Here is a 22231-nt window from a genome sequence, read left to right as displayed (position 1 = left end):
GCCTCCGTTGGTTCACGGACTCCGGTCGAGAGCTCCGTCACTCGCGTCGCTCGTCCGGTTCGAGGACGCGCTCGAGTTCCCGTTCGAACTCGGCGTCGTCGAGTTCGCCGTCGACGTACCGAGATCGAATTCGGTCCTCGGGGGCGGGGTCGTCGGACCGTCGTAGTGGACGCGCGTCGTCTCCCGCGGCTGAATCGTCGCTGAACACTGAAAACAGCCCGACGATCGCCAGGACGAACAGGCCCAGGACGGCGAGCGAGACGATCACCGAGAGAACGGCGACGACGAGGGAGAGCGCGATACCGACTATCGTTCCGACGACGCTCAGCGCGACGAGCGCGAGTACGAGCACGCCGATTCCCTGCAGCAGGACGGAACTGAGACGTCCCATACGCATCGTTCGTCGGATGTGCACAAAAATCACGCGGGCCGTCAACGGCGATATTCTCCGCACAGTGACCCTCTCTCGAGCGGACGGCTCTTCGCAGCGGCGTCAGGAACTGTTCGATCGAAGGTCGTTCGCATCGGTCCGCCGGGCGTCGGTCCGCTCGGTGAGCCCGATGAGATAGACGTCGAGGAGACAGATCGAGAGGATCGCGAGCGGTACGGCGACGTCGGTGAAGCGCACCGCGTCGAACTGCAGCGCCGTCACGACGAACGGCTCGCCCGGCTCGAGCGCGCCCGACAGCGATCGCGCGCTCAGGAACGCGAGTGCGAGGCCGTAGCAGACGAACCAGATCCCGGCGCGTTTCCACCGACCGAGGTAACAGTGGCCGAGGCCGGCGACGAGCGCCGACAGCGGATACGCCGGCCAGACCGGTCGCGATAGCTCGCTCATTGGGCTCTCGTACATCGGGGAAGACAATCCGTGTTGCCCTTTCGACCGAGCGGTTATTTCCGATACTGACGGATCCCGAACCGGCCGTAGCCACCGTACGCGACCTCGAGCGAGCCGATCCACCAGTTCCACCGCTCGGGCGGGGTGCCGTCGGGGGCGTCCGACAGCTCGTCGATGACGATATCGTTCGTCAGCGTCACGCCCACGTCCCCCTCGTACTGGTTGGAATCCGCGAGATCGACGGCCTGTCGAACGACGACGCGCGACTGCCCCATCGTTCCGCCGAACTCCTCGCGCAGGCGGATCTCGAGTCGTCCGGGATCGATGAACACGGCTACTCGTAGGGGGTCGGGGTACTTGACTGTTCGAGCGGTCGAACGCTGAAACACTACCGCTCAAACGCCGCTGGGCCGAGTGGCCGGGCGGACGGCTCTCGCGTTGCTCGAGCCGTCCAACTCGGGGGAGGGCAGGCGGTCACCCAGTACCGACCGCGAGCGACCGAAGGGAGCGAGCGGGCCGACGACTGACCCAGAAGCCGCGCTCGGCGCGGCTGGCGGGGAAGGAGGAGTGCTTTTGATCGACCTTTTGCCGAGGGACATCACGCTGTGCGGCAGCTACGCTGCCGTCAGCGAGATAGACCGCAGAGCAAAAGGTCGATCGATGATCTTTTGAGCGACGGCCGTCTTCCGTCGGGCATGGCAAGTTTCACTGTCGTTGTCGGCGACCCCGAATCCGGGTCGTCCTATCAGCTCGAGGCGGAGGAACAGGACGCGAACCGATTCATGGGCAAGTCGATCGGCGAGGAGGTCGACGGCGGCTCGGTCGGCCTCGACGGCTACACGCTCGAGATCACCGGCGGCTCCGACGAGGCGGGCCGGCCGCTCAACGGCGAGGTCTCCGGGCCGAACCTGACGCAAGTGCTCATGAAGGGCCGACAGACGGGCTATCATCCCAAGCGTGACGGCGAGCGCCGCCGGATCACGGTTCGCGGTCGCGAGATCTCCGACGCCGTCGCGCAGGTCAACGCCTCGATCGCCGAGCGCGGGAGCACCGACGTCGACGACCTCCTCGGCGAGGGCGGCGACGACGACGAGTAATCGCGGCGATTCCTTCGATTCAGTTTCATGGGAGACAGAATTGCGAGCGACCATTCCTCGGTGAAGACGGTCCGGTCGACGTGTGCGGAGACGGCGACCGGCGTCAGACTCGAGGTACCGGCCGACGAACGCGGTGCGTTTCCAACCGACGAGGTCGTCCGGGTCGCCCTCGACGGCGAGGAACTGTTCGCGCGCGTCGAGCGGGCGCTGACGGGCGACGACCTGTTGATTCCGGGCGTCTACGAGACGCCGGACGAGGCCCGAGACCCAAGCGGCGCGACCGACCGGCTCTCCGAGTGGACCGCCGAGAACGACATTCCGGCGGGGGGCTCGGTGCTGGTCGACGTCGTCGAATCCGAGTTCCTCTACGGCCTTCGCGCACCGGGCGAGACGACCTTTTACGACGCGCGAGAGCCGCCGAGCGATAGCCTGAGCGAGATCGCGAAGGATCTCGAGGACCACTGACACTGCGCTGCGAGCACCCGGATCTCGGTGGGTGCCGGGTTTCGGCCGAGAAAGAGCGTCGTCACGACCGACGCGGCTCCGCCGACTCGAGCCCGCCGCTGATGGCGTGACTTTGGGTTCGGAAACGCAGTCGCTCTCAACTCGAGTGCGGAAAATGGGAGCGCCTTAGAGTCGCGGCAGAAACGCGTACAGCAACAGGCCGAAGGCGAGATGCTGTACCATCGTCCGCTCGACGGTCGCGCGGACGTACTCTTCGTCGGCGATCGAGTACTCCTTAGTTCTGACCTTGGCGTGCATCGAGAGCACGTCCTCTTCCTCTAAGTTGTGGAGGCTCGGATAGACGGTGCCCGGGCTGAGCTGGGCTCCGAAGAGGTGGGTCAGGTCCGAGAGGAGCTCTTTCCCGTGTGTTTCTTCGTGGAGCGCGATGAGCATCAGGAGGATTTCGTCCAAGTTCTCCTTGATGATGGCCTCGTCGAACTGGACCTCGTCGGTCGGGAGCGCGCTGTTTACCTGCGCCATCAGTTCGTCGAGTTCGCGTTCGACGTCTCTGGTCGTCTCGTCGGCCGATCCGAGCGAGATATCGTACGATTCCGACTGGTTGTCCGCAGTCGCCGCTCTCGACAGTTCGTCGAGCACGGATTCGGTATTTGGAGTGTCCTCACGCATTGACGATCACCTATGGGGGACGTGATGTGGACCGTTCCGCAGCCGTCGACCACGCACTGTCGCCGGATGATCGGTGACGGAACCACTCACGACTACTGAGTCCCTGACACCGACCCGTATTAAGAGACAGGGAATTGAATGGTATCTCGTATAGATAAATCAATATTCCGTGAATGATACAATAAACATCCAATCGCGGACTCACCGGATACTAGTCTGTGAGGGGGAAAGAAACGAAACATATGGCTATAAAAGCCGACGAATGTGTCTATACGTGCGATTGTGGGGGCTGTTTGAATTTGATGATAAGTGTTGTGGCCAGAAGCCGAATATATGATCAGTGGCTCGATGGCCCGTCGCGGATGATACTCACCATCTCGTTCGGTTCGTCGCCGTCGTCCTCGTCGTCGTCGTCGATTCGCCGCTCGACGCGCCGCTCGGCCATCCGTGCGACCATCACGTGTTCCTCGAGATCGTCGCCCCGAATCTTCGCGATGTACTCGAGGGTCTGGGCGTGGGCGCTGAAGAGCGTCCCGCTCAGGGACTCGAGGGGATACTCGAGCGTCGTCGGTTCGTCGTAGCGTTTGTTGTGGATCTCTCCGAGCGAGAGTCCACGAAGGTACGAGGTCATCTGCTCGCGGACGAGCGGGCTGATCCAGCCCAGGTCCTCGTAGTACCGCAGGCAGTTCAGCGCGCCCGTCGTGCCGAAGGTTTCGCCGAGAAAGCGCGCCCACTGGATGGTGGCGTTGGTTCGCCCCGCCGATCGCTCGAGCGTCTGGAGATATGGGTTTTGATCTGGCATGAATGGCTGGTGTCGCCGGTCTACTGTAACCCAGTCGGCCACGACTCAAGAACATTCACGTCATTACGAACGGTGAGTCGTCGTCGCCACCGGATCGAGGGCTATCGGATTGCGAGCGACCGGGGTGAGTCGATCGATGGCCGGTCGTCCGTCGGGATGACGCGTCCGAACGCCGCTACACGCTGATAGCCATTCCGACGACGTACTCCGTGATGACCGCGATCACGGCGCCGAGCCACGTCAGGAAGACGAAGTGAACCAGGGCGCTGATAATGTGACCGCGGTCGGTGAGTCGAATCATGATCGCCGAGAGCGCGGCGTTGATGACGATCGTCAGGAGCAACAGGTACTCGATAACCTGAATGTCGTACTGCTCGGTACTGAGTAGACCCCCGGTGAAGCTGCCCTGATTCTGGAGGTCCATCTCGCCCGTGATGTTCATCATGATCTCGACGACCTCGAGGCCGACGAAAAACGAGAAGACGGCCGCGGCGGTGATGCCGTAGAGGACGCCGATCAGTGTCATCGTCGCCTGATCGCGTTGCTCGCGGACTTTGAGCACTTCGTTTTGGTTCTCGCTGATGACCTGCCCGAGGATCTTCGGATCGCCCCCCATCTGGCGACCGACGACGTACATGTCGCCGAACTTCTGGATGAGATAGGAGCCGGTCTCCGCTGCGAACAGTCGCCACGAGCGGATGTCGTCGATCCGCATGTTGAGCCGCTTGTAGAGTGCGTCGACGTTGTCGGTCAACGCCCCGAAGTCCTTGCGCCGCAGGCTCTCGAGGACGCTCCCGGTCGAGGTCTGTTTGACGCTCTCGACGGCGCCGAGCGCGCGGATGAAGCTGGGGAACTCCCCGTCGCGGACCTTGACTTTCTGTTCTTCCTGTCGCATCCGCCACCCGGGGAGGAGCAGCGGTGTTACGGGGATCGCGACCATTATCGGTAGCGGGACGCGGCTGGCGATCGGCGGGACGTACCCGAGGACGGCCAGTCCCATGACGACCGCGAGGAGGATGCTACAGCCGATGCCGATCGCGAGCGCTCGCGGAATCCGTGTGAGCGGGCCGGTCCCCTCGGTCTCCTCGATGTACCAGAGGGGATCGTACGGCGAGATGACGTGAACCGCGTAGATGAACGCGACCTGGACGATCGTGAACATGGCGATGGTGCCGCCGATCAACAGCGTCGGGCTCGTTCCGGTCAGGATCGGCAGGACGATCGCGAACACGAGGATGAACGCCACCGACAGCATCATCGACATGTACAGCTCCTTCATCACGTCGAGTTTCCCCAGGTCCGCCTCGTACCGGGTGACGAACTGTTGAATGATCGTGTCCTGTTCGTCGATCAGGAACTCGCTGATCTGCTGACCGCCGCCGACCGTGTACGCCAGCCGCTCGAGGAAGTCCGTCAGGAGCGGACTCGTCGTCTGTTTGGCGCGGAGCCGGCAGGCGTCGTCGAGGCTCTGGTTCCAGGTGTCGACCATCGCGACGAGGTGCCCCATCTCCTCGGCTAAGGCGTCGTACTCGTCTTCCTCCGCGAGGGTGCGAAAGATCTCGACGCGGTTGATGTTCGTCATCGAGAGGACGGTGATGTGGGTCAAGAAGAGGTGAAAACGCTGGCGGATCTGCTTGCGTTTGCGGTCTTGGGCCAGCTTTGGGTAGATGATCGCGACGACCATCGCCAACAGTCCCAGGAGGACGACCGGAAGGCCGATCAGCAGCGAGAGTCCGAGCACGACGACCGCGACGCCGCTCCCGATGAAAAACGCGAACGCGGGCGCGATGACGAGCAGAAGATACCGCGATGCGCCCATCTCCATGTTCGCGTACGCCATGTTGAGCGACTCGAGGGCCGATCGAGCGCTCGTATCGGGCGCGGACTGGGTGTCTGTGGACATTGTGGTCTCAGGCGAACTGGTCGATGCCGCTGATTCGGATGGGCAGTCCCTCGAGGCCGTCGCGATGGAAGCCGGCGATCGCGTCGTTGACCTCGTGGTAGCCCAGCACGTCGGCGTCGATGAGCTGGCGGATGATCTCCGCCCGGCGGTCGAGTTCGTCGTAGATCTTCCGGGTGTCCTGATAGCCCAGCAGCGTCGCGATCTGCTCCTCGAGGACGAAGGAGTTGTTCCGGCCCGTGAAGGCGACCTCGTCGTCGCGGGGGTCCCACTTGAACGCCTGCCGGGTGACGACGCCGCCCTCGTAGTCGGAGTAGCCCTCGATTTCCTGCACCGAGGTCACCCGTCTGAGGACGTCGTCGCCTTGCTTCACTCGGTTCTGGAACAGCGCGACATCGCAGTTGTCCATGAACGTTTCGGGGACGTTGATCGGCGCGCCGGTGAAGCGCTGGATCATCGAGACGATGTCGCTGGCGTGGAAGGTCAGCATGACGGGATGGCCGGTCTGGGCCGCCTGGAACGCCATCTGCCCTTCCGCCCCGCGGACCTCACCCACGATGATGTAGTCCGGCCGCGACCGGAGCGCGGCCGCGACCAGGTCGAACATGTCCACGTCGGCCGACTCGTCGCCCGATCCCTCGCGGGTAAGCAGCTGCTGCCAAGTGTTGTGGGGCGGAATGACCTCGGAGGTGTCCTCCGCCGTGTAGATCTTCGCGTCGCGCGGGATGAACGACAGCGCCGCGTTCAGCGTCGTCGTCTTGCCCGAGGCTGTCTCGCCGACGACGAAGACGGTCTGTTCGTTCTCGAGGCAGAGCCAGAGGTAGGCGGCCAGTTCCGGGGAAATCGTCCCCCACTTCGTAATCTGAAAGACCGACAGCGGGATCTCCTCGCCCTGTCGGATGGTCATCGAGGGCCCCTGGACGGAGACGTCGTCTGAGTAGATGATGTTGATACGCGAGCCGCCGGGCAGCGTCGCGTCGATGATCGGATCGGAGTCGCTGATCGGGTGATTCATCCGCTCGCCCATATTTCGGAGCCACTGCTCGAACTCCTCGGGCGTCCCGAAGTCGACGGTGGCCGAGATCATGCCGTACGTGCCGTGATCGAGGTAACACTGCTTCGGACCAATGACGTGGATGTCCTCGTTGGCCGTGTCGGCCATCACCGGTTCCAGCGGGCCGAGGCCGACGATGTCGCGCTGGAGCTGGTAGCGCAACCGGGTGAACTGATCCTGCGAGAGCGAGACCTTGCTGGTGCCGAAGGACTTGAGCCGCCCGATCGACTGGCCGGTGATCCCGGACGTGATTTCGACGACTTCGTCCAGGAGCTCGTCCAGGTGCTCCTCGAACTCCTCGTTGTCGCCCGGTGCGGGTCGAGTCACGCTCTTGTCGAGGATCCGCTGACGAATCCGGTCGTAGAGCGCCTTGTCCTCGTCCTCGAGGGTCGGCTCGACGCAGTAGTAGGTGGTGTCGATCCCCAGATCGCCGTAGACGTGACAGAAGATGGGCGCCTCGGCCTCGTAGATGACGTTCGGCCGTTTCGACTCCCACTCCTCGGACGGTTCGTCGATGAGTTTCGGGTATTCGCCGTACTCCTCGTGGAACCACTCGAGGTGTTCCCGCAGGTGCGGGTGCTCGTCGGCCAGCGCGTCGAGTTCGTTCTCGAGTCGTGCGCTCCCGAAGTCCGACATTTAGGCCACCGTCCTGCTGACGATCGAGATTCCCCGTCCCTGCTGGACGGTAAAGCCGATGGAGTCGTCGACCGGACTCTTCATGTTCTGAAACCGCCGGACCAGAACCTTTCGTCTGATCTCCTGGCCGACCGTGTTCGTCTCGATCTGGAAGTAGATGTCGGCCATGTTCCGCAGCGGTCGCAGCGCGTCGTCGCGGACGCTCGTCGGATCGACCGTCAGCACGACCGATTTGTCCTTCATCGTCATCTGGCGCAGGAACGTGACGAGCCGTTGAATGACGTGGTCCTCGTCGCCTTCCTCGATGACCCCCTCGTAGTTGGGATCGTTCCGCAACAGCGCCGAGAGGGTATCGACGAAGACGACGTCGGCCTTCCAGAGCGTCTCCGCGCTCGCGAGTCGCGCGAGGAGCTGGCGTTCCTGTCCCTCGTTGTGCGTGTCGATGTTCGCGTGCAAGAAGAGTAGTTGTTCGTCCAACAGCAGATCGACCACGTCGTAGGACAGCGAGTGCATCTGCTGAACGAACTCCCAGGACTCGAGCTCCGTCGAGATGTAGGTGACGTAGGCGTCCTCGGAGGCGATCCCGTAGGAAAAGCGCTGGGACAGGGCGCTTTTCCCCGCGCCGTCCTGGCCTTCGATGAGCATGATGCTCCCGGCCGGAATCCCGCCGCCGATAGCGGTGTTCACGCGGTCTTGGTCGGTCAGTCCGATTGAGTAGTAGTCTGTCATGGGACGTAGAATTCCAACACCTCCTCCGCACCGTTGACGGTCACGCTGACCCGGTGCTCCTCGCCCGTCGCGAGCGACCGGTCGATCTCGAGTTCGGCGACCGTTCCGTCCCGCCAGGGGCCGCCGTCCGTGACCGCGACGGTAAACTCAGCACTCGAGACGTACGAGCCGTCGACCAGCACGTCGAGCGCGGTGCTGTCGGCCGTGAGCGTCTTTCGGCCCGTGTTCTTCACGAGGACCGTAACGTTCTCCGCGCCGCTCGAGTTGTACACCGCGTGGCTTCCCGGATCGCTGATGATCTCGATGTCGGTATCGATCTTGTCCGTCACGTCGCCGCTCTGGCTGTCGACAGAGTTGCTGAGGTCGTTGACGTTGGTCACCAGCGTGCCGGCGACGCCGGCGGCGACCAACATCGCGGCGATGAACAGGATCAGTGTCGAAACGGAGTCACCGGCCATGGGTCACCCTCCGACCTCCGTTACCGTCTCGGCGATCCCGTGTTCGGTCACCAGTTTCACCCTGTCCGGTTCGGGCGTCCTGTTGGCCACCGTCACGTGTAGCGTCTCGCCGGGCTGCCACAGCTCTCGTTCTGCATTCCCCTCGACACGCGTCACGTACGAATCCCGCGTCTGGTAGACGCCGTCGACCAGCAGATCCGTCTCGGCGACCGAGAGCGTCGTCGAACCGGTGTTGTTCACGCTCATGGTAAAGTTCTCGTTGCCGCTCTCGTTGTAGCTCCACGAGTCGACCGCGATCGCCGTGTTTCGCATCGACAGCGTCCGATCGTCGCGGTCCTGTATCGCCGTCCGTCGCTCCTCCTGTGCCGAGTGAAAGACCGGATAGGCGATCCCCGCGGCGACCAGCACGCCGACGAAGATGATCGCCGTCGCGCCGCTGGTACTGAACCCCACGCGCGATCACCGTCCTCCCTCGGTGCCCCGACGCATGGCTACTGCCCCCGTCCGGTATCCGGGCCGACTTCCCGCTTCGTCTCGTGGATCTCCTGGAGCTTCATGATGTACGTGTAGCTATCGGCGTGATCCTCGGCGGTCAGTTCGTCCGGCGTCATCTCCGGGTCGACGTGAATGTCGAGGTCGGGGCCGCTCAACATCGCCTCGAGGTGGTCCTTGACCTCGTCGTCGATCCAGCCGATCTCGGCGTAGTACGAAATCGCACGCAGCGTCGCCGCCGGCCCGGCCGTCCGGACCAGTTCTGTCAGCCACTCGAGGACGATGATATCCGTCGCGTACGTGTCCGCGAGCGACTCGAGGGTCACGTCCGATTCGTCGTCCGCCCCGTCCGTCGCGTCGGCGTCCGCACTCCGCTCCGAATCGGGACCGTCGACGCTCTCGGTCGCTTGCACTTCGACGCGGGTGTCGTCATCGTCGTCCTCGTCGAACGTGATCGCCTCGCCGCTTGTCTCCTCGGCGCCGTCGGACTGGGCCGCCGCGTCCTCGATGACTCCCTTGAGGTCGTCGAACGAGACCGTCTCCTCGCGTCCCGACGAATCCATTTCGGCCCGCAATCCGGACATCGCCTCGCTCCCGCCGTCGGCGACCGACTCGTCCTCGCCGAAGACGCCGAACCCCTTTCGCTCCTCGCCGGCGCCGGTAAACGGGTTCACGTCGTCGGTCAACATGTCGTACACGCCGAGCAGCTGGCGGACCGTCTCGTTCATCTCCTCGACCTGATCCGCGACCTGCCGCTGGGAGTCCTGGACCGTCCCCAGCGTCGACTCCTTGTTCTCGAGTTCCTCCTCGAGTTCCTCGATCCGATAGAAGAGGTCGTCGAGATCGTCGTCGTCGCCGCTCGAGCCCTTCCCGCGACCGAACAGTCCGCCACCGCGTTTCTCGCCGGCGTCGGACTCGCTCGGTTCCTCGTCGTCCGTCGCTTCCGAATCGGAATCGCCTCCCGCTTGCGCGGTCGCCCCTTCGGCGTCGTCGGTGCCGTCGTCGCGCTGTTGACGTTGTTGTTCGCGCTCGCGCCCCCGACGGCCGCCGCTGTCGCTGAGGAAGTCTTCGATGAGGCTCCGCAGGGAGGCGAGTCCGAAATCCATCTTAGCTCCGCGAGCCCGTCACTCGGCTCGTCACCTGCCGGCGGAAGCGGTTGTCTCCGTCGGACGATACGGTCATACTACTCCCCAGTAGCGGGGGCGGTCCTAAAGGTGTACGCTCGAGTTCGTCCCGCGTTTCGAGTCGTGAGTCGAGTTTCGATACGTCGACTGAAGTGATACAGAGCTTGATAGTCAATCTATTCGTTGTCTTCGTCGGGGTACATCCCCAGAATCTGTGATGCCAACGACCTCGTCACACGTCTGCCTTCGACGGGACACCGATCGTGTTCCGTCGTCAGTCTCGCGGTGGGAGCGACGGGCTCGGCCCGTCGAGCTGGCAGACGGTGTCCGCGCGGACGGCTCGTGTCGCGATGACGGTGACACGATGCGGACGAGGACGGCACGCAGGGTGTACACATAATGTTCGAAGCAATAACAGACAACGACGAACGCGGGCAGGTCGGGATCGGGACGCTCATCGTATTCATTGCGATGGTCCTGGTCGCGGCGATTGCAGCAGGCGTACTGATTAACACGGCTGGTGTCTTACAGAGCCAGGCGTCCGATACCGGCTCCGAGACGCAGGAAGAAGTTGCCAATCAGATCGACGTGGTCCATGCTGTTGGCGAGATCGGAGAGAACACTAGTACCGGCGATCAAGCGGTGGATAGAGTCAACCTAACAATCAAAAAGTCGGCCGGATCGAACGCTATCGACCTTACGTCGATGACCGTTCAATACACCAGTGATCAGAAAGCAGTGACGCTGATCCACGGCGGTAACACTGTCGCTGATGCCAATTCATCCGTATTCACGACAAACGGTGTTGACACGTACGGAGACAATTCACTGACTAGTAGTGAACAACGTGTCGTTGTCACACTTCAGGTGAACGAGATTGAACAAGGAGATGGTGCCGATGTTGCCACCGGACTTGAGGGTGGTTCCGACGCCTCTATCAAGTTGATTGACCAGTCTGGTGCACAGTACACTTACGGTGTGAGTGTGCCGAGCACCTTCGGTGATAAAGATGTTGTGGAGGTCTAAATGTTCGAAATTATAACTGATAACGATGAGCGCGGTCAGGTCGGTATTGGTACCCTGATTGTCTTCATCGCCATGGTGCTCGTTGCAGCAATTGCGGCAGGGGTACTAATCAATACGGCAGGAGTCCTTCAGAGTCAAGCGTCTAATACTGGCTCTGAAACCCAAGAAGAGGTCGCAAACCAAATTGACGTTGTTCACGCTGTCGGTATGACTGACAACGTTGAGAATGTCACGGCGTTAAACTTGACGATTAAGAAGTCGGCTGGGTCTAATGCCATCGACATTACGTCAGCAACAGTCCAGTATACAAGTGACAGTCAAGACGCAGCTCTCACTTACAACGGGACTACTAACGATCTAACCTCTGCAACTGACAGTAACTTCGCTACTAATGGTATCAACGGAAACGATGGTGAATCGCTGATTAAAACCGATGAGAGAATGCAAATTCTCATCGATACTGTCGCTATTGAACAAAATGGTGGACTGAGTACTGGTTCGGATGCGACAATCAAAATCATCGACCAGTCCGGTGCGCAGTACACCTACGGTGTGACCATTCCAAACACCTTCGGTGACAAGAGCGTCGTTGAGGTCTAACGAAACACACCTCACACGATATAACGCGAACTATGACCCCCAATCCATCCGACGACGGCGTTCTCGACCCCGACGAGTTGCAGTTAGACGACGATCGCGTCGACGAGTTGGGCGAGAACCGATATCTCGTTCGATCGGAGGGGTCCGGTTCGGATCGCGCGGCGATGTCGGCGGCCAGCGAGGTCGCGGACGCACTGCCAGCGGGCGACGGGCCCGCCGGGGACGCTCGCAGCGAGCGCGACGATCACGATCGCACACACGCACACGATCACGCACTCGCCGACGCGCCCGAACCGCACGGGGTCGACATCACGCTGAAGACCGACGGAGAGGTCGCACACCACAGCGCGGCGTCACACGACGTCCGCGAGGTGTTCGTGGACCTCCTGACGTGGTATGCCGGCCAGCTCGACGACGACATGTCGCCCAGCGAGGCGCTGCAGGTCATGCTGGCCGCGTCGGATCTCGAGGTCTAATAGGGTCGATTGTACCAGTTTCCTGGGATGACCGCACGTACGGTCGCGGTCACCCCGGAAATAACGTACAATCGACCCTATGATCCGTCGAATCGCTCGCAAACTACAGGGAGTACCGCGGCGGTACATTTTTTATGCGGATCGACATCCACCAGTGACGATTCGAGCTCCAGCTGACGCCGTCTCGTCCGGCCGAAAATCCGAATACCGCCCTTTTTCCACCTCGAGTGCGAATCCGACGCCATGAGTGACCAACGCGAGGCGTTTCTGGCGGGCGAGCGACTCGAGGACGTGGCGCTGTTCCTGGCGGATTCCTACGTGTCGGACGAGCGCCTCGAGGAGTTCGGCGAGCGCGTCGACGACGGGACGCTGATCGTGATCGACGGCGAGCGCGGGCGGAACGCCTTCGAGGCGGCGACCGGCACCGGAGCGATGGAGTTCGCCAAGTCCGCGATGAGCAACGAGGGGGAGATCGACGACGAGCTGACGGGCGGGCACTGCCCCGACGCAGCGGGTGACGAGGAGCACGCGATTCAGTTCGTCTTCGCGTTCGCCGAGGCGCAAAACGAGGAGGTCGGCGGCATCTACGCCGAGGGGGACGTCGTCCACGCCTACGCCCAGTGTACGTGCGGGACGGCGTTCTCGGATCGATGGAACGTGGGCGAGACGGACGGCTAGCGCCGTCGGAGGCGAATCGCAGACGTAGCAGACGTGGCTCGTCAGGAGTAGGCCGTAGTCTTTTGCGGCTCAGCGGCTTACTGAGACGTGATGAGTTCGACCGAAACCCCGTACGAGACCGGCCGCGGGTTCGGTCTCTCGAGTCGCGAAGCGCGCGTGATCGGCGGCGCGAGCGTCCTGATGGCGATCAACGTGGCGTTGATGTACGTCATCGTGACGACACCGCTCGCGTCCGTCAACGACTACCTGTTTTCGTTCCCGATTATCGGCGCGCTGGCCTACGGCGCGGCCATCATGGCCGGACAGTTGGTCGCCGAGCGAGGCGTCACGGGCGGGAACACGGGAATCGCGTTCGTCGGGATGGTGATCCTGCAACTGGCCTTCGGCGTCTTCGGAGCCGGCGTCCTTCGCTTCGCGCCTCGAGCCTCCCAGCTGACGATCCTCGCCGTGACGGCGGTCGTCGTCGCCCTGTTGACGGCCGTCATCGCCGCCTACGTCTACGCGCGATCGAAGCCGTTCGACCACTGGGGATCGTACGCCAACTACGCGTTCATCGGCGGCCTCGTCGCGATTCTGATCGGGACCTTCGTCGCGCCGGTGTTGCTCGTCGGCTTCGTCCTCATCTTCCTCGGCTTCCTGCTCCGGCTGGGCTGGGAGATCTGGAAGGTTCGCGACCAGCGCAACGCGTCGGTCGCGCTGCAGACGATCGGCGTCTACATCGCCGTCGCCGGCGTCTTCGTCCACGTTCTGCAACTCGTGATGCGGTACTTCGCATCGCGAGGGTGATTCTAACCGGTTTGCTCGAGCGTTTCCGACGGTTCGCTCGAGCCGAGACTGGTTCTTGACGGGCCTCCTCGAGAACCAGCGGGTAACTGCTGTTCACTATCACTTGTTTACTGAGTATAACGTTCGGTAGTGAGTTCGATGAAAGAAGTGTCCTGCTATCGTGGCAACACGGAATCGCCACGCCCTCCCCAACCGATTTCTACTCACGGCGGCGGAGCCGCCGTTCGTATGGTTCGCGGAACCAACGGTTCCGCGCTAACGCTCCCTCACGGGTCGTTCCTCCCCGTTCGTTCGCTCACCCACTGGAAGACGCAAAGCGTCTTCCAAGCCATTCGCTCACGAAGCTCGCGAAGACCTCGCACGAGATCGTCGACCGGCCTCGTGTTACTCGGCCGATCAACAGCGCGCGCCACTGCACACCGGCTGGCCGGTTGGGAGCGAGACGTTGCTGCCCTCCACTGGCCGTTCACTGACGGTCAAGAATTCCGTGATAGAGACAAAACCGATTCGAGCGGCTCCTCGAGCCGATCAGTTCTCGCTCGTGTCGGAATCTGCGCCGCTCTCGGCGTCCTCGTCTGCTTCCGCGACGACGTCCCGGAACGCGTTGAGGATGACGCGTTTCGTCACGGCCCCGCGGGTCGTCCAGTGGTTCGCGTAGTCGAGCATGTCGTCGTAGATGTCGGGCTTGCAGCCCGCGGCCTTGGGATGGCCGCCGCCGTTGACCTTCCCCGCGACCTCGTGGCACAGTTCGAACTCGTCGGTGCCCCGAATGGAGGCCGAGCCGGCGGGTTTGACGATCACCGAGGCGTCGGCTCCCTGCTCGCGCATCGCTTCGGCGACCTCGTTTTGCGAGCAGCGGCCGTAGGTAATGCCGACCGTGTAGCCACCGATCTCGCGAAGCTCCGCCCGGCCGACCGCCTGGTCGATGAGCGCCTCCTTTTCGACTCGGCGCTCGGCGATGTAGTCGGTGACCCACTCGGGCAGGTCGACGCCGTACTCGCGGACGACCTCGACGTATTCGGCGGGATCCGTCCAGTAAGCGTAATCAGCCAGATCGTCGCTGCGCGGGTCCTCGCGCAGCCAGAGGTCGTGATCCCGGGTGACGGCCGCCAGTTCCTCGTACATCGGGCCGAACTCGTACTCGAGCGAGCGATAGACCACGTCGGCGCTGCACTCCTCGTCGGAGTCGCCGACCACGAGGTCGACGCCGGCGTCGCGGACCGCCTGCGCCACGTCGTCGCCCCACTGGTGGTGGTCGTACCACGAGACGCTGTCGGCGGTCTCGAGCGCCGCCGCGAGTTCCTCCTCGACGTACTCGTAGCGATCCGGCGCGAGGTCGCAAACGAAGCAGTCGATCCCCTCGTCGCCGAACTCGGCGACGCGAGCCAGCGCGTCCTCGACGTTGTGAGGACTCGCGGGGATGAGCGCGACTTCGTGGGGCGTCGGCTCGGGCTCCTCGAGCGGTTCTTCGGCGTCGCCGGCCGCGATGACGACGTTCTGTTCGTCGGCGTCGTCGGTCGCGTCGGCGACCGGTTCCGGGTGATCGTCGTTCCCGCTCTCGTCGTCATCGTCGTCCGGCTCGGGCACGTTCTGCACGTCGCCGTAGGCCTCCCGGATGAGCGCGACGCAGGCCAGCCCGTCGGCGTCCGGGTCCGCGATGACCGCGACCTCGGCCCCCTCGAGAGCCGCTGCGGTCTGCTGGTCCTCGAGGTCCTCCTCGAGCGTATCGGGCAGGAAGAAACCGGTTCCCGGCAGCACGGATTTCCGGGCGAGCGACAGATCGCCGCTCCGAATGAGTTCGTCGTACATGGTACGTGGTGCGTGTCCGGCGGGGAAGTAACCGCCGATATCGCGAGGTGGCGGGCCAGCAACTGCCGCCGCTCGGATCAGGCGTCCGCGACTCCCTCCTCGCTGTCGGCGTCGGCACCGTCGCGGGTCGGGTCGAGTTGGCGCACCGTCAACACGGGGACGGGCGAGGTCCGGACGATTCGCTCGGCGACGCTGCCGAGCAGGAGACGGTTCTCGCCGTGGCGACCGCGGGTCCCGGTCGCGACCACGTCGGCGTCGACCTCGCGGGCGTACTCGCAGATCTCGATGGCGGGGCGTCCCTCGCGGATCTCGGTCGTCACTCCCCCCTCGGATCGCTCCTCGACCGTGGCGATCGCGGCATCGGCGGTCGTCTCGAGGGCGGTTCGGAGTTCCTCCCGGAGCTGCTGGGGCGAGGCGTCGACCTCGCTGGCGTCGACCACCGAGAGGGCGTGAACGTCGGCCCCGAAGCGGTCCGCGAGATCGAGCGCGACGTCGACGGCCCGTTTCACGCTCTCGGAGCCGTCGGTGGCGACCACGACCGTGTCGAACATATCGATGAATTGCGCTCGCGGTCGCTTAAACGTCCCTGTTCGGGCGGCGAGTTCGTCCGAGCGAGGTGAATCGTCCCGTTCGCGTGGTCTCGAACGCGATGGATCGCAGAGCGTTTGGTGGAACCTGGATATCTTCCGGGAGGATCGAGACGGCATTCGGTGGGGTGGCTTTTTTGTGACGGAACACCCACTGCCGCGTATGGACGCCAGCGAGCCGTTTACCGTCGACACCGTTCTCGCGCCGGTCGACGGCAGCGACGAGTCTGCCACCGCCGTCGAGTACGCCATCGCCGTCGCCGACCGCTACGACGCCGCCGTGCACGCGCTGTTCGTTCTCGGACGGGGCGTCGTTCGGGGATTAGACGTCGGCACGGTCGACGAAACCGACATCGCGGAGAATACGCAGGGGTTCTTCGACGACATCTGCGACATCGCCGAGGACGCTGGCGTTCCGATCGCCACGTCCGTCGACGACGGCTTCTCGCAAACGCGGAAGACGCGCCACCCCGGCAACGTCGTCCTCGACACCGCCGACGACATCGACGCCGACTTCATCGTGCTCCCGCGCGAACCGGTGACCAGAGCGGAGGCGGAAGTCCTCGAGAAAGCGGCCGAATACGTCCTCTCCTACGCGAGCCAGCCGGTCCTCTCGGTGTAGCCGGACGGCTCGACGACCGATCGTCCCGCAGCCCGTCTCAGTCGTCAGCCTCGAGCAGGATCGCCATCTCCTGTTCGAAGCTCTCGGTTCCGGTCGCTTCGAAGCCGACTCGTTCGTAGAGGGCGATCGCCGGATTGTTCCAGCGCTCGACGGTCAGCCAGACGCGGCTGATACCGATCTCGCCGGCGTGACCCAGCAGGTTCTCGAGCAAGAGCGTGCCGATGCCGGCCCGCTGGTAGGCCTGCAGGACGAATATCGCCAGCTCCCACTCGATCCCTCCCTTCCGCTCGATCGCCGCCGGATCGTCGGAGTCGGGGACGAGCATCGCGTGGCCGATCGCGTCGCCGTCGTGGCGGGCGACGACGTTGACGCTGTCCTCGCCGATCGTCTCGAGCCAGTTGCGGATCCGATCCTCGCCGGTCGGTGGAATTCCCTGGGCCCGGTCGGAGGGATCGAACTCGACGTACATGTCGACGACGTCGTCGAGCGCCTCGGTCGCGAAGTCGTCCGGTGCGCGGACTTCGATGGACCGACCGTCGCGATCCTCGACGGTCGTCGGCGGCGAGGGGAACGGACCGGACGGCTCGTCCGGATACTGTCGCGTTCCGACCATGGTTATCGCACCAGCTTGACCGTCGTCGGGGCGTTCAACAGGACGAATTCCGTGATCGGTCCGAGCTGGATCTTCCCCATCGGGCTCAGGGTCCCGCCGCCGATGACCAGCTGATCGAACTCGCCCTGTTCGGCGTAGTTGACGAGCGCGCTCCCGGGGTCGCCCTCGAGTTTCTCGACCGGGATCTCGTCGAGTCCGACCTCCTCGAGCCTGTCGACGGCCAGCTGGTACGTCTCGTCCTGCGAGCGCTTCGACTCGGGCTTGTCGACGACGACGACGGTGAGGTCGTCGCCGACGTCCTGGGTTCGCTCGATGGTCCGCCGGAGCGTCTTCACCGACTCGTCGCTGCCGCCGAGACCCAGCAACACGTTCATACGGGTGACTGTGAGCCGATACACGAAAACGGTTGTGCTGATTTCCGGGTTCGAAACGCGGCCGCGGACCGTTTCGGGTGGAACTGATTCGCATACGTTGCGCGTGACGACGCTGTTAAGAACGTGTAGTGAGTACGTTCACGGAATGAGTGATGCGGCGCTCGATGTCGTGGAGTTCCTGCTCACGACGAGCGTGTATTCGGACGACCGGACGCTAGACGAGAACGATCTCCCGCCGTCGATTCGCCGCGTCTACTGGACCGGCGGCGTCGACGACGAGAGCGAGAGTGACGACGGGAGCGGGGGCAGCGGCGGGAGCACCCGGAAACCGGCCGGAATCAGTCGCCCGCTGTCGGTGACGACCAGCACGGCTCGCGAGGCGACCGGCGTCGGCCAGCCGTGGGACGCCGTCGCCGATCTGATGTTCACCGAGCGCGACGAGTTCTCCGGCACGATCACCCTCGCCCAGCGGGACATGGCCGAGGAGTGGTTCGTCGAACGCGTCGACGACGAGCGACTGCTCGAGAACCCGACGCTGGCGAAACACTTCGCGGACCACGAGGCGTACGACGTCGACGTCACCCACGAGGAAGCTCGCGATCGAAACCGGCCGATTCAGGCCGATCGGGTCTGGATCGACGGGCTCCTCGACGAGTACTTCGACGACGAAGACGACGAGGAGATGCTCGACCTCGTGGAGGTACGCGCCCCCGAAGAGGTCGATATCTCCCTCGAGGACCTCGTCCTGACCCGGGATCAGGAGAACGAACTCGACAAGATCTCGAAGGCGATCGAACACCGGGACTATCTCGCGGATATCGGCCTGCGCGAGATCGGAAAGCTGCTCTTCGTCGGCCCGCCGGGGACCGGGAAAACGTCGACCGCACAGGCGCTGGCCCGGGACATGGATCTGCCGTTCGTCGAGGTCAAACTCTCGATGATCACTTCGCAGTATCTCGGCGAGACGGCCAAAAACGTCGACAAGACCTTCGAGGTCGCCAAACGGCTCTCGCCGTGTATCCTCTTCATCGACGAGTTCGACTTCGTCGCCAAGACCCGTCGAAGCGACGAACACGCCGCGCTCAAACGCGCCGTCAACACGCTCCTCAAGAGCATCGATAACATCTCGCTCATCGATGACGACGTCTTGCTCATCGGGGCGACTAATCACCCCGACCAGTTAGACGACGCCGCCTGGCGGCGCTTCGACGAGATCATCAACTTCCCGAAGCCGGACTCCGGCATGCGGGCGGATATCCTCGGTCTCATTACTCGAACGATGGACATCGACGAGTTCGACCCCCACCTCATCGCCGAGGCCACCGAGGGGCTGACCGGGAGCGACCTCCGAATGGTGCTCCGGGAGGCCGTCCTCGAGGCGCTAACCGAGGACCGAACGACGTTGACGCAGGCGGACCTCCTCGACGCCGTCGAGGAGTTCGAGGAGCGCGACACCCTGAAGAACATGGACATGATGGGCGGCGACCACGACGCGCTCGTCGCCGGTGGGGACCTCGACGCGGCTAGTGATGGCGGTGAGCCGGCTGACCATTCGCACGATCACGATCACGATCACGACCACGACCACGATCACTGACGACCGATTCGGACCGGGTCCGCTTCGATATTCCTTGTTTCACCGGTATGAACGCTATCTGCCGGTTCTAACGGCAATTCCTAGATCGATCGTTCGGTAGCGGTGAGCGACGTATCGTAGAGACTGAACAACCGTCTGCAGTGGCGCGCGCTGGGCCGCGGTGAGTCACTGACGAACCGCGGTGTAAAGCCGTGCGAGGGATGAGTGAGCGACCGCGGAGCGAGCGAATCGGCTGGGGAGGGTGTGGCGATTCCCTGTTGTCACGATAGCAGGACGCCTCGTCTTACTCATTCTCATCAGCGCCCACTGCCCCATTCATTGTGCAATTGAACGACGTACAACTGCCAGATAGTAGGAGCCGCATAGTAGGGTCCCGCACCTACTTATCGAACGATCGTCACGGGCACGGGTGCCTGCCGAGCGACCCGTTCCGCGACGCTGCCGAGCAGGACCCTCGAGAAGCCGGTCCGGCCGTGGCTGCCGACGACGATCAGGTCGATCTCGTTCTCCGTCGCGTGGTCGACGATGGCGTCCGCCGGCTGCCCGACGACGACCGCCGTGTCGATCGAGCGGTCGTAATCGGCCGCGCGAGCGTCGGCGTCCGCGAGCAACTCTTCCGCTTCCTCGCGCTGACGCTCGAGCAGCGCCTCCGGTCCGAGGTGTGCGGCTTCACCGTAGCCGCTGTCCGTCGGGTCGACGGCGTGGATGACCGTAATCTCGTCGTCAGTGTGTTCCGTACACGCGAACTCGAGTGCCGCCCATCCCGGCTCCGAGTCCTCGAGGGCGACTAGCAGGTGCATATTGCATCGTACGGGGACGACCTACTTGAGTGTCATCCCCAATCACACGTCGCGGGCGGTCGTTCGGCGGCTCTTCGCGCCGACGAACGAGCGAGCCTCCCGGCCGTCGCTCGGCCGTCGCCTTATTCCGAGTAGCCCTCTTGCAAGAAGGCCCCCTCGGTCTCGTACATCGACACCAGTTCTTCGATGAGCTCTTCGGGGGACTGGCCCTCCTCGCAGTGGTTGTCGAGTCGCTCCGAGAGGTCGTCGCTGATCTCGAGTGTCTGTGTCATGGGTGGTGGTCTGACGGTGAGTCCGCGTCGATCGGCGTCTCGACGGCCGGCGTCAACTACTCCGGGGTCGCACGAACAGCTTTCTCCGGCCGACATACGCAAGTAGTATTTTTCGCACCCGATCGGGCCCCGGACCGATCACCGAACCGGCACGGGACGGCCGTTCACTTACCCGGGCGGTCCTCGTAGCGACGGATATGACAGCACTACTGACTGACGATGATGTCGGAAAGACCGTCGTCGACGTCGAGGGCAAGGAACTCGGGATCGTCGCCAAAGTCGACGGGACCAGGGCCGCCGTCGATCCCAACCCGAGCGTGACGGAACAGGTACTCGCGTCGGTCGGCTGGGAAGGTGAGGACGAGGAGGACTACGTCGTCACCGAGGACATGCTCCAGCGGGTCGACAACGAGGTCGTCCTGCGCGGCGAACTGTAAGTCCGCCGCCTCGAGCGACGGGGTGAACCCGGACGGCGGGGCCTACTCGGCGGAGCGGTCGTCGAACGACTGCTCGCGCCAGGTCGTCCAATCGTAGAGCCGCTCGAGTTCGCCGCCCTGCTGGCGGATCGCGACGGCGGTGTCGAAGAGGAAGGCGGCGACCAGCGTCGTCCCCACGATCCACGCGGCGTCGGCGAGCGCGCCGTAGCCGTTCAGATGGCTCGTCACGAGGTCGACGAAGACGACCGCGGCGACGCAGAGGATCGCCGGCAGCAGGTGTCGGATCAGCGCGGCGAACGTCGTCCCCTCGTGGACGCTGACGGCGCGAACGCCGTAGAGCACCGCCCACGCGGAGGTGACGATCCAGCCCGCGGCGACGACCAGCCGCGTCGAAGAACTCTCGACGAGGAACGTCCCCCACCAGGCGGCGACGAAGCCGGCGATGACGACGTAGTCCGCCCACGCGGGTAACAGCCGGCTGCGATCGCCCGCGGTCGGCTGATCGTGGTACATAGCGCGGATCGCCAGCGCCAGAAAGAGGATGAAAAAGAGGACCGCGCCGTCGACGAACCGGCGGATCCACGCGGGCTCGAGCAGTATCGAGGCGACGCCGGCGACGGCGTAGACGATCGCCGCCCCGATCCCGATCGTGAGATACCACCGTTCGGCGCGCGCCTCGACCGCGAGGACCTCTCGGACGTAGACGATCGCGTAGTACAGGAGTATCACCGCGGCGATCCCGATCGCGAGATACGCGAACAGTCGACCGATCGCGACCGTCGTCGCCGGATCGCCGGCGTCGAACGCGATCGATGAACGCGAGACGAACATGATGGCTGTAACTGCCGACCGAACCGGCATAAGGATACCCTCGGTTACCGTCGTTCGGGAAGTCACTGGGAGGCTGGGGTGTCGCCTCGAGCAATGGACTCACGAACGGTTCGTAGCGTCTTCGACCGATAGACCGTCTTCCAGACGGAACTGGGGACGAAAGAAAAGGGATCTCGTCAGTGGGGGCGCTCTCGCTCACGGATCCTCGTCGTAGACGTCGGGGTTCTCCTCGCCCTGCACGTCGATGACGCCGAGGGCGCCGCGGTGGACGACCCGCGAGAGGGCGTGATCGACGAGTTTGACCGGGCCGGGGACGGGGAACTCCATCTCGCCGGCGGTGGTGGTGCCCGGCGGGACGGGGGTCGTTTCGACGTTGTTGGCGGGTTCGCTCAGCAGGTCGCCGCTGCGGTAGAGGTCGCTCCAGACGTTGCCGATCGGGTGGAACGAGCTCAGCAGGTTGGG

29 protein-coding genes are annotated in these 22231 nt (G+C 63.7%); 10 read left to right on the top strand and 19 right to left on the bottom strand.

From position 1 onward, the window contains the following. Positions 1-37: 37 nt before the first annotated feature. From AC0QDI_RS16165 to AC0QDI_RS16155, 3 genes are all read right to left on the bottom strand, one after another. On the bottom strand, positions 38-391 hold the full coding sequence (locus AC0QDI_RS16165) for an SHOCT domain-containing protein (protein ID WP_474669963.1): 354 nt from the start codon (positions 389-391) through the stop codon (positions 38-40). Positions 392-493: 102 nt separating this feature from the next. Beyond that, positions 494-838: a hypothetical protein gene (locus AC0QDI_RS16160; RefSeq protein WP_474669961.1), complete on the bottom strand. Its 345-nt coding sequence runs from the start codon at positions 836-838 to the stop codon at positions 494-496. Positions 839-891: 53 nt separating this feature from the next. Beyond that, the gene (locus AC0QDI_RS16155) at positions 892-1170 is read right to left on the bottom strand and encodes a WNWW family protein (RefSeq protein ID WP_226039386.1); all 279 of its coding nucleotides are present in this window, start codon (positions 1168-1170) and stop codon (positions 892-894) included. Between the two features lie 363 nt (positions 1171-1533). Between AC0QDI_RS16155 and AC0QDI_RS16150 the strand changes: the two genes are divergently transcribed. Both AC0QDI_RS16150 and AC0QDI_RS16145 read left to right on the top strand, forming a co-directional pair. Continuing rightward, positions 1534-1935, top strand: coding sequence for a 30S ribosomal protein S6e (locus tag AC0QDI_RS16150; protein ID WP_474669959.1), 402 nt, complete (start codon positions 1534-1536; stop codon positions 1933-1935). 27 nt (positions 1936-1962) lie between these two features. Next, positions 1963-2400, top strand: coding sequence for a DUF7112 family protein (locus AC0QDI_RS16145; protein ID WP_474669957.1), 438 nt, complete (start codon positions 1963-1965; stop codon positions 2398-2400). Positions 2401-2565: 165 nt separating this feature from the next. On the opposite strand, the gene AC0QDI_RS16140 is transcribed toward AC0QDI_RS16145, so the two are convergent. From AC0QDI_RS16140 to AC0QDI_RS16105, 8 genes are all read right to left on the bottom strand, one after another. Further along, complete coding sequence (locus tag AC0QDI_RS16140) at positions 2566-3066, bottom strand: helix-turn-helix transcriptional regulator (protein ID WP_474669955.1); 501 nt, start codon at positions 3064-3066, stop codon at positions 2566-2568. Positions 3067-3403: 337 nt separating this feature from the next. Next, positions 3404-3868 carry a FlaD/FlaE family flagellar protein gene (locus AC0QDI_RS16135; protein ID WP_474669953.1) on the bottom strand — a complete coding sequence of 155 codons (465 nt, stop codon included), beginning with the start codon at positions 3866-3868 and terminating at the stop codon, positions 3404-3406. 175 nt (positions 3869-4043) lie between these two features. Then, positions 4044-5771: an archaellar assembly protein FlaJ gene (gene flaJ, locus AC0QDI_RS16130; RefSeq protein WP_474669951.1), complete on the bottom strand. Its 1728-nt coding sequence runs from the start codon at positions 5769-5771 to the stop codon at positions 4044-4046. Between the two features lie 7 nt (positions 5772-5778). Continuing rightward, entirely contained in the window at positions 5779-7458 is a 1680-nt protein-coding gene (locus AC0QDI_RS16125; RefSeq protein WP_474669949.1) for a type II/IV secretion system ATPase subunit, read from the bottom strand. Continuing rightward, a complete protein-coding gene (gene arlH, locus AC0QDI_RS16120; RefSeq protein WP_474669947.1) occupies positions 7459-8187 on the bottom strand; it encodes an archaellum protein ArlH in 729 nt (242 codons plus the stop codon). Beyond that, the gene (gene arlG / locus AC0QDI_RS16115) at positions 8184-8645 is read right to left on the bottom strand and encodes an archaellum stator protein ArlG (RefSeq protein ID WP_474669945.1); all 462 of its coding nucleotides are present in this window, start codon (positions 8643-8645) and stop codon (positions 8184-8186) included. Before arlG ends, arlH begins: the two co-directional genes overlap by 4 nt. 3 nt (positions 8646-8648) lie before the next feature. Next, on the bottom strand, positions 8649-9098 hold the full coding sequence (gene arlF / locus AC0QDI_RS16110; protein WP_474669943.1) for an archaellum stator protein ArlF: 450 nt from the start codon (positions 9096-9098) through the stop codon (positions 8649-8651). Positions 9099-9136: 38 nt separating this feature from the next. Further along, positions 9137-10243 carry a FlaD/FlaE family flagellar protein gene (locus AC0QDI_RS16105; RefSeq protein WP_474669941.1) on the bottom strand — a complete coding sequence of 369 codons (1107 nt, stop codon included), beginning with the start codon at positions 10241-10243 and terminating at the stop codon, positions 9137-9139. A 417-nt stretch (positions 10244-10660) separates the two neighbouring features. Between AC0QDI_RS16105 and AC0QDI_RS16100 the strand changes: the two genes are divergently transcribed. The 5 genes from AC0QDI_RS16100 (at position 10661) to AC0QDI_RS16080 (ending at position 13827) form a co-directional block, all read left to right on the top strand. After that, positions 10661-11287, top strand: coding sequence for an archaellin/type IV pilin N-terminal domain-containing protein (locus AC0QDI_RS16100; protein WP_474669939.1), 627 nt, complete (start codon positions 10661-10663; stop codon positions 11285-11287). After that, positions 11288-11887, top strand: coding sequence for an archaellin/type IV pilin N-terminal domain-containing protein (locus AC0QDI_RS16095; RefSeq protein WP_474669937.1), 600 nt, complete (start codon positions 11288-11290; stop codon positions 11885-11887). A 32-nt stretch (positions 11888-11919) separates the two neighbouring features. After that, a complete protein-coding gene (locus AC0QDI_RS16090) occupies positions 11920-12363 on the top strand; it encodes a DUF7500 family protein (RefSeq protein ID WP_474669935.1) in 444 nt (147 codons plus the stop codon). A 243-nt stretch (positions 12364-12606) separates the two neighbouring features. Beyond that, entirely contained in the window at positions 12607-13041 is a 435-nt protein-coding gene (locus tag AC0QDI_RS16085; protein WP_474669933.1) for a DUF5807 family protein, read from the top strand. A 90-nt stretch (positions 13042-13131) separates the two neighbouring features. After that, the gene (locus AC0QDI_RS16080; RefSeq protein WP_474669931.1) at positions 13132-13827 is read left to right on the top strand and encodes a hypothetical protein; all 696 of its coding nucleotides are present in this window, start codon (positions 13132-13134) and stop codon (positions 13825-13827) included. 528 nt (positions 13828-14355) lie between these two features. On the opposite strand, the gene AC0QDI_RS16075 is transcribed toward AC0QDI_RS16080, so the two are convergent. Both AC0QDI_RS16075 and AC0QDI_RS16070 read right to left on the bottom strand, forming a co-directional pair. Then, positions 14356-15636, bottom strand: coding sequence for a DHH family phosphoesterase (locus tag AC0QDI_RS16075; RefSeq protein WP_474669929.1), 1281 nt, complete (start codon positions 15634-15636; stop codon positions 14356-14358). A gap of 77 nt (positions 15637-15713) precedes the next feature. Then, complete coding sequence (locus AC0QDI_RS16070; RefSeq protein WP_474669927.1) at positions 15714-16187, bottom strand: universal stress protein; 474 nt, start codon at positions 16185-16187, stop codon at positions 15714-15716. A gap of 199 nt (positions 16188-16386) precedes the next feature. Here AC0QDI_RS16070 and AC0QDI_RS16065 point away from each other — a divergent pair, with 199 nt between their 5' ends. Continuing rightward, positions 16387-16845, top strand: a complete 459-nt coding sequence (locus AC0QDI_RS16065; protein ID WP_474669925.1) for a universal stress protein — start codon at positions 16387-16389, stop codon at positions 16843-16845. Positions 16846-16882: 37 nt separating this feature from the next. Here AC0QDI_RS16065 and AC0QDI_RS16060 read toward each other — a convergent pair whose 3' ends face one another. After that, complete coding sequence (locus tag AC0QDI_RS16060; protein WP_474669923.1) at positions 16883-17458, bottom strand: N-acetyltransferase family protein; 576 nt, start codon at positions 17456-17458, stop codon at positions 16883-16885. Positions 17459-17460: 2 nt separating this feature from the next. Then, the gene (locus AC0QDI_RS16055; RefSeq protein WP_474669921.1) at positions 17461-17832 is read right to left on the bottom strand and encodes a universal stress protein; all 372 of its coding nucleotides are present in this window, start codon (positions 17830-17832) and stop codon (positions 17461-17463) included. 145 nt (positions 17833-17977) lie between these two features. Here AC0QDI_RS16055 and AC0QDI_RS16050 point away from each other — a divergent pair, with 145 nt between their 5' ends. After that, positions 17978-19429 carry an ATP-binding protein gene (locus tag AC0QDI_RS16050; protein WP_474669919.1) on the top strand — a complete coding sequence of 484 codons (1452 nt, stop codon included), beginning with the start codon at positions 17978-17980 and terminating at the stop codon, positions 19427-19429. Positions 19430-19812: 383 nt separating this feature from the next. On the opposite strand, the gene AC0QDI_RS16045 is transcribed toward AC0QDI_RS16050, so the two are convergent. Further along, entirely contained in the window at positions 19813-20229 is a 417-nt protein-coding gene (locus AC0QDI_RS16045) for a universal stress protein (protein ID WP_474669917.1), read from the bottom strand. Between the two features lie 122 nt (positions 20230-20351). Continuing rightward, positions 20352-20501, bottom strand: a complete 150-nt coding sequence (locus tag AC0QDI_RS16040; RefSeq protein WP_474669915.1) for a DUF7557 family protein — start codon at positions 20499-20501, stop codon at positions 20352-20354. A 197-nt stretch (positions 20502-20698) separates the two neighbouring features. Between AC0QDI_RS16040 and AC0QDI_RS16035 the strand changes: the two genes are divergently transcribed. Beyond that, positions 20699-20938 (top strand): hypothetical protein, encoded by a 240-nt coding sequence (locus AC0QDI_RS16035; RefSeq protein WP_474669913.1) that lies wholly within the window; start codon positions 20699-20701, stop codon positions 20936-20938. 42 nt (positions 20939-20980) lie between these two features. Here AC0QDI_RS16035 and AC0QDI_RS16030 read toward each other — a convergent pair whose 3' ends face one another. After that, positions 20981-21769 (bottom strand): hypothetical protein, encoded by a 789-nt coding sequence (locus tag AC0QDI_RS16030; protein WP_474669911.1) that lies wholly within the window; start codon positions 21767-21769, stop codon positions 20981-20983. A 195-nt stretch (positions 21770-21964) separates the two neighbouring features. Further along, positions 21965-22231 (bottom strand): cupredoxin domain-containing protein (locus tag AC0QDI_RS16025; RefSeq protein WP_474669909.1); only part of this gene is annotated, 267 nt, incomplete at its 5' end.

It is taken from the genome of Natrinema sp. LJW11 (genome assembly GCF_056135975.1).
The sequence above is the reverse complement of the archived record's forward strand: the minus strand, read 5'-3'. Positions and strand labels throughout refer to the sequence as shown.

Excerpts from the sequence above, each read along its gene's own strand:
- AC0QDI_RS16150 (WP_474669959.1), top strand. The coding sequence starts at position 1,534 with ATGGCAAGTTTCACTGTCGTTGTCGGCGACCCCGAATCCGGGTCGTCC.
- AC0QDI_RS16070 (WP_474669927.1), bottom strand. The coding sequence starts at position 16,187 with ATGTTCGACACGGTCGTGGTCGCCACCGACGGCTCCGAGAGCGTGAAA.
- AC0QDI_RS16065 (WP_474669925.1), top strand. The coding sequence starts at position 16,387 with ATGGACGCCAGCGAGCCGTTTACCGTCGACACCGTTCTCGCGCCGGTC.
- AC0QDI_RS16085 (WP_474669933.1), top strand. The coding sequence starts at position 12,607 with ATGAGTGACCAACGCGAGGCGTTTCTGGCGGGCGAGCGACTCGAGGAC.
- AC0QDI_RS16055 (WP_474669921.1), bottom strand. The coding sequence starts at position 17,832 with ATGAACGTGTTGCTGGGTCTCGGCGGCAGCGACGAGTCGGTGAAGACG.
- AC0QDI_RS16040 (WP_474669915.1), bottom strand. The coding sequence starts at position 20,501 with ATGACACAGACACTCGAGATCAGCGACGACCTCTCGGAGCGACTCGAC.
- AC0QDI_RS16135 (WP_474669953.1), bottom strand. The coding sequence starts at position 3,868 with ATGCCAGATCAAAACCCATATCTCCAGACGCTCGAGCGATCGGCGGGG.
- AC0QDI_RS16075 (WP_474669929.1), bottom strand. The coding sequence starts at position 15,636 with ATGTACGACGAACTCATTCGGAGCGGCGATCTGTCGCTCGCCCGGAAA.
- AC0QDI_RS16080 (WP_474669931.1), top strand. The coding sequence starts at position 13,132 with ATGAGTTCGACCGAAACCCCGTACGAGACCGGCCGCGGGTTCGGTCTC.
- AC0QDI_RS16160 (WP_474669961.1), bottom strand. The coding sequence starts at position 838 with ATGAGCGAGCTATCGCGACCGGTCTGGCCGGCGTATCCGCTGTCGGCG.
- AC0QDI_RS16145 (WP_474669957.1), top strand. The coding sequence starts at position 1,963 with ATGGGAGACAGAATTGCGAGCGACCATTCCTCGGTGAAGACGGTCCGG.
- AC0QDI_RS16125 (WP_474669949.1), bottom strand. The coding sequence starts at position 7,458 with ATGTCGGACTTCGGGAGCGCACGACTCGAGAACGAACTCGACGCGCTG.
- AC0QDI_RS16060 (WP_474669923.1), bottom strand. The coding sequence starts at position 17,458 with ATGGTCGGAACGCGACAGTATCCGGACGAGCCGTCCGGTCCGTTCCCC.
- AC0QDI_RS16090 (WP_474669935.1), top strand. The coding sequence starts at position 11,920 with ATGACCCCCAATCCATCCGACGACGGCGTTCTCGACCCCGACGAGTTG.
- AC0QDI_RS16165 (WP_474669963.1), bottom strand. The coding sequence starts at position 391 with ATGGGACGTCTCAGTTCCGTCCTGCTGCAGGGAATCGGCGTGCTCGTA.
- AC0QDI_RS16105 (WP_474669941.1), bottom strand. The coding sequence starts at position 10,243 with ATGGATTTCGGACTCGCCTCCCTGCGGAGCCTCATCGAAGACTTCCTC.
- AC0QDI_RS16050 (WP_474669919.1), top strand. The coding sequence starts at position 17,978 with ATGAGTGATGCGGCGCTCGATGTCGTGGAGTTCCTGCTCACGACGAGC.
- AC0QDI_RS16030 (WP_474669911.1), bottom strand. The coding sequence starts at position 21,769 with ATGTTCGTCTCGCGTTCATCGATCGCGTTCGACGCCGGCGATCCGGCG.
- arlG (WP_474669945.1), bottom strand. The coding sequence starts at position 8,645 with ATGGCCGGTGACTCCGTTTCGACACTGATCCTGTTCATCGCCGCGATG.
- AC0QDI_RS16035 (WP_474669913.1), top strand. The coding sequence starts at position 20,699 with ATGACAGCACTACTGACTGACGATGATGTCGGAAAGACCGTCGTCGAC.
- AC0QDI_RS16045 (WP_474669917.1), bottom strand. The coding sequence starts at position 20,229 with ATGCACCTGCTAGTCGCCCTCGAGGACTCGGAGCCGGGATGGGCGGCA.
- arlH (WP_474669947.1), bottom strand. The coding sequence starts at position 8,187 with ATGACAGACTACTACTCAATCGGACTGACCGACCAAGACCGCGTGAAC.
- AC0QDI_RS16140 (WP_474669955.1), bottom strand. The coding sequence starts at position 3,066 with ATGCGTGAGGACACTCCAAATACCGAATCCGTGCTCGACGAACTGTCG.
- AC0QDI_RS16095 (WP_474669937.1), top strand. The coding sequence starts at position 11,288 with ATGTTCGAAATTATAACTGATAACGATGAGCGCGGTCAGGTCGGTATT.
- flaJ (WP_474669951.1), bottom strand. The coding sequence starts at position 5,771 with ATGTCCACAGACACCCAGTCCGCGCCCGATACGAGCGCTCGATCGGCC.
- AC0QDI_RS16100 (WP_474669939.1), top strand. The coding sequence starts at position 10,661 with ATGTTCGAAGCAATAACAGACAACGACGAACGCGGGCAGGTCGGGATC.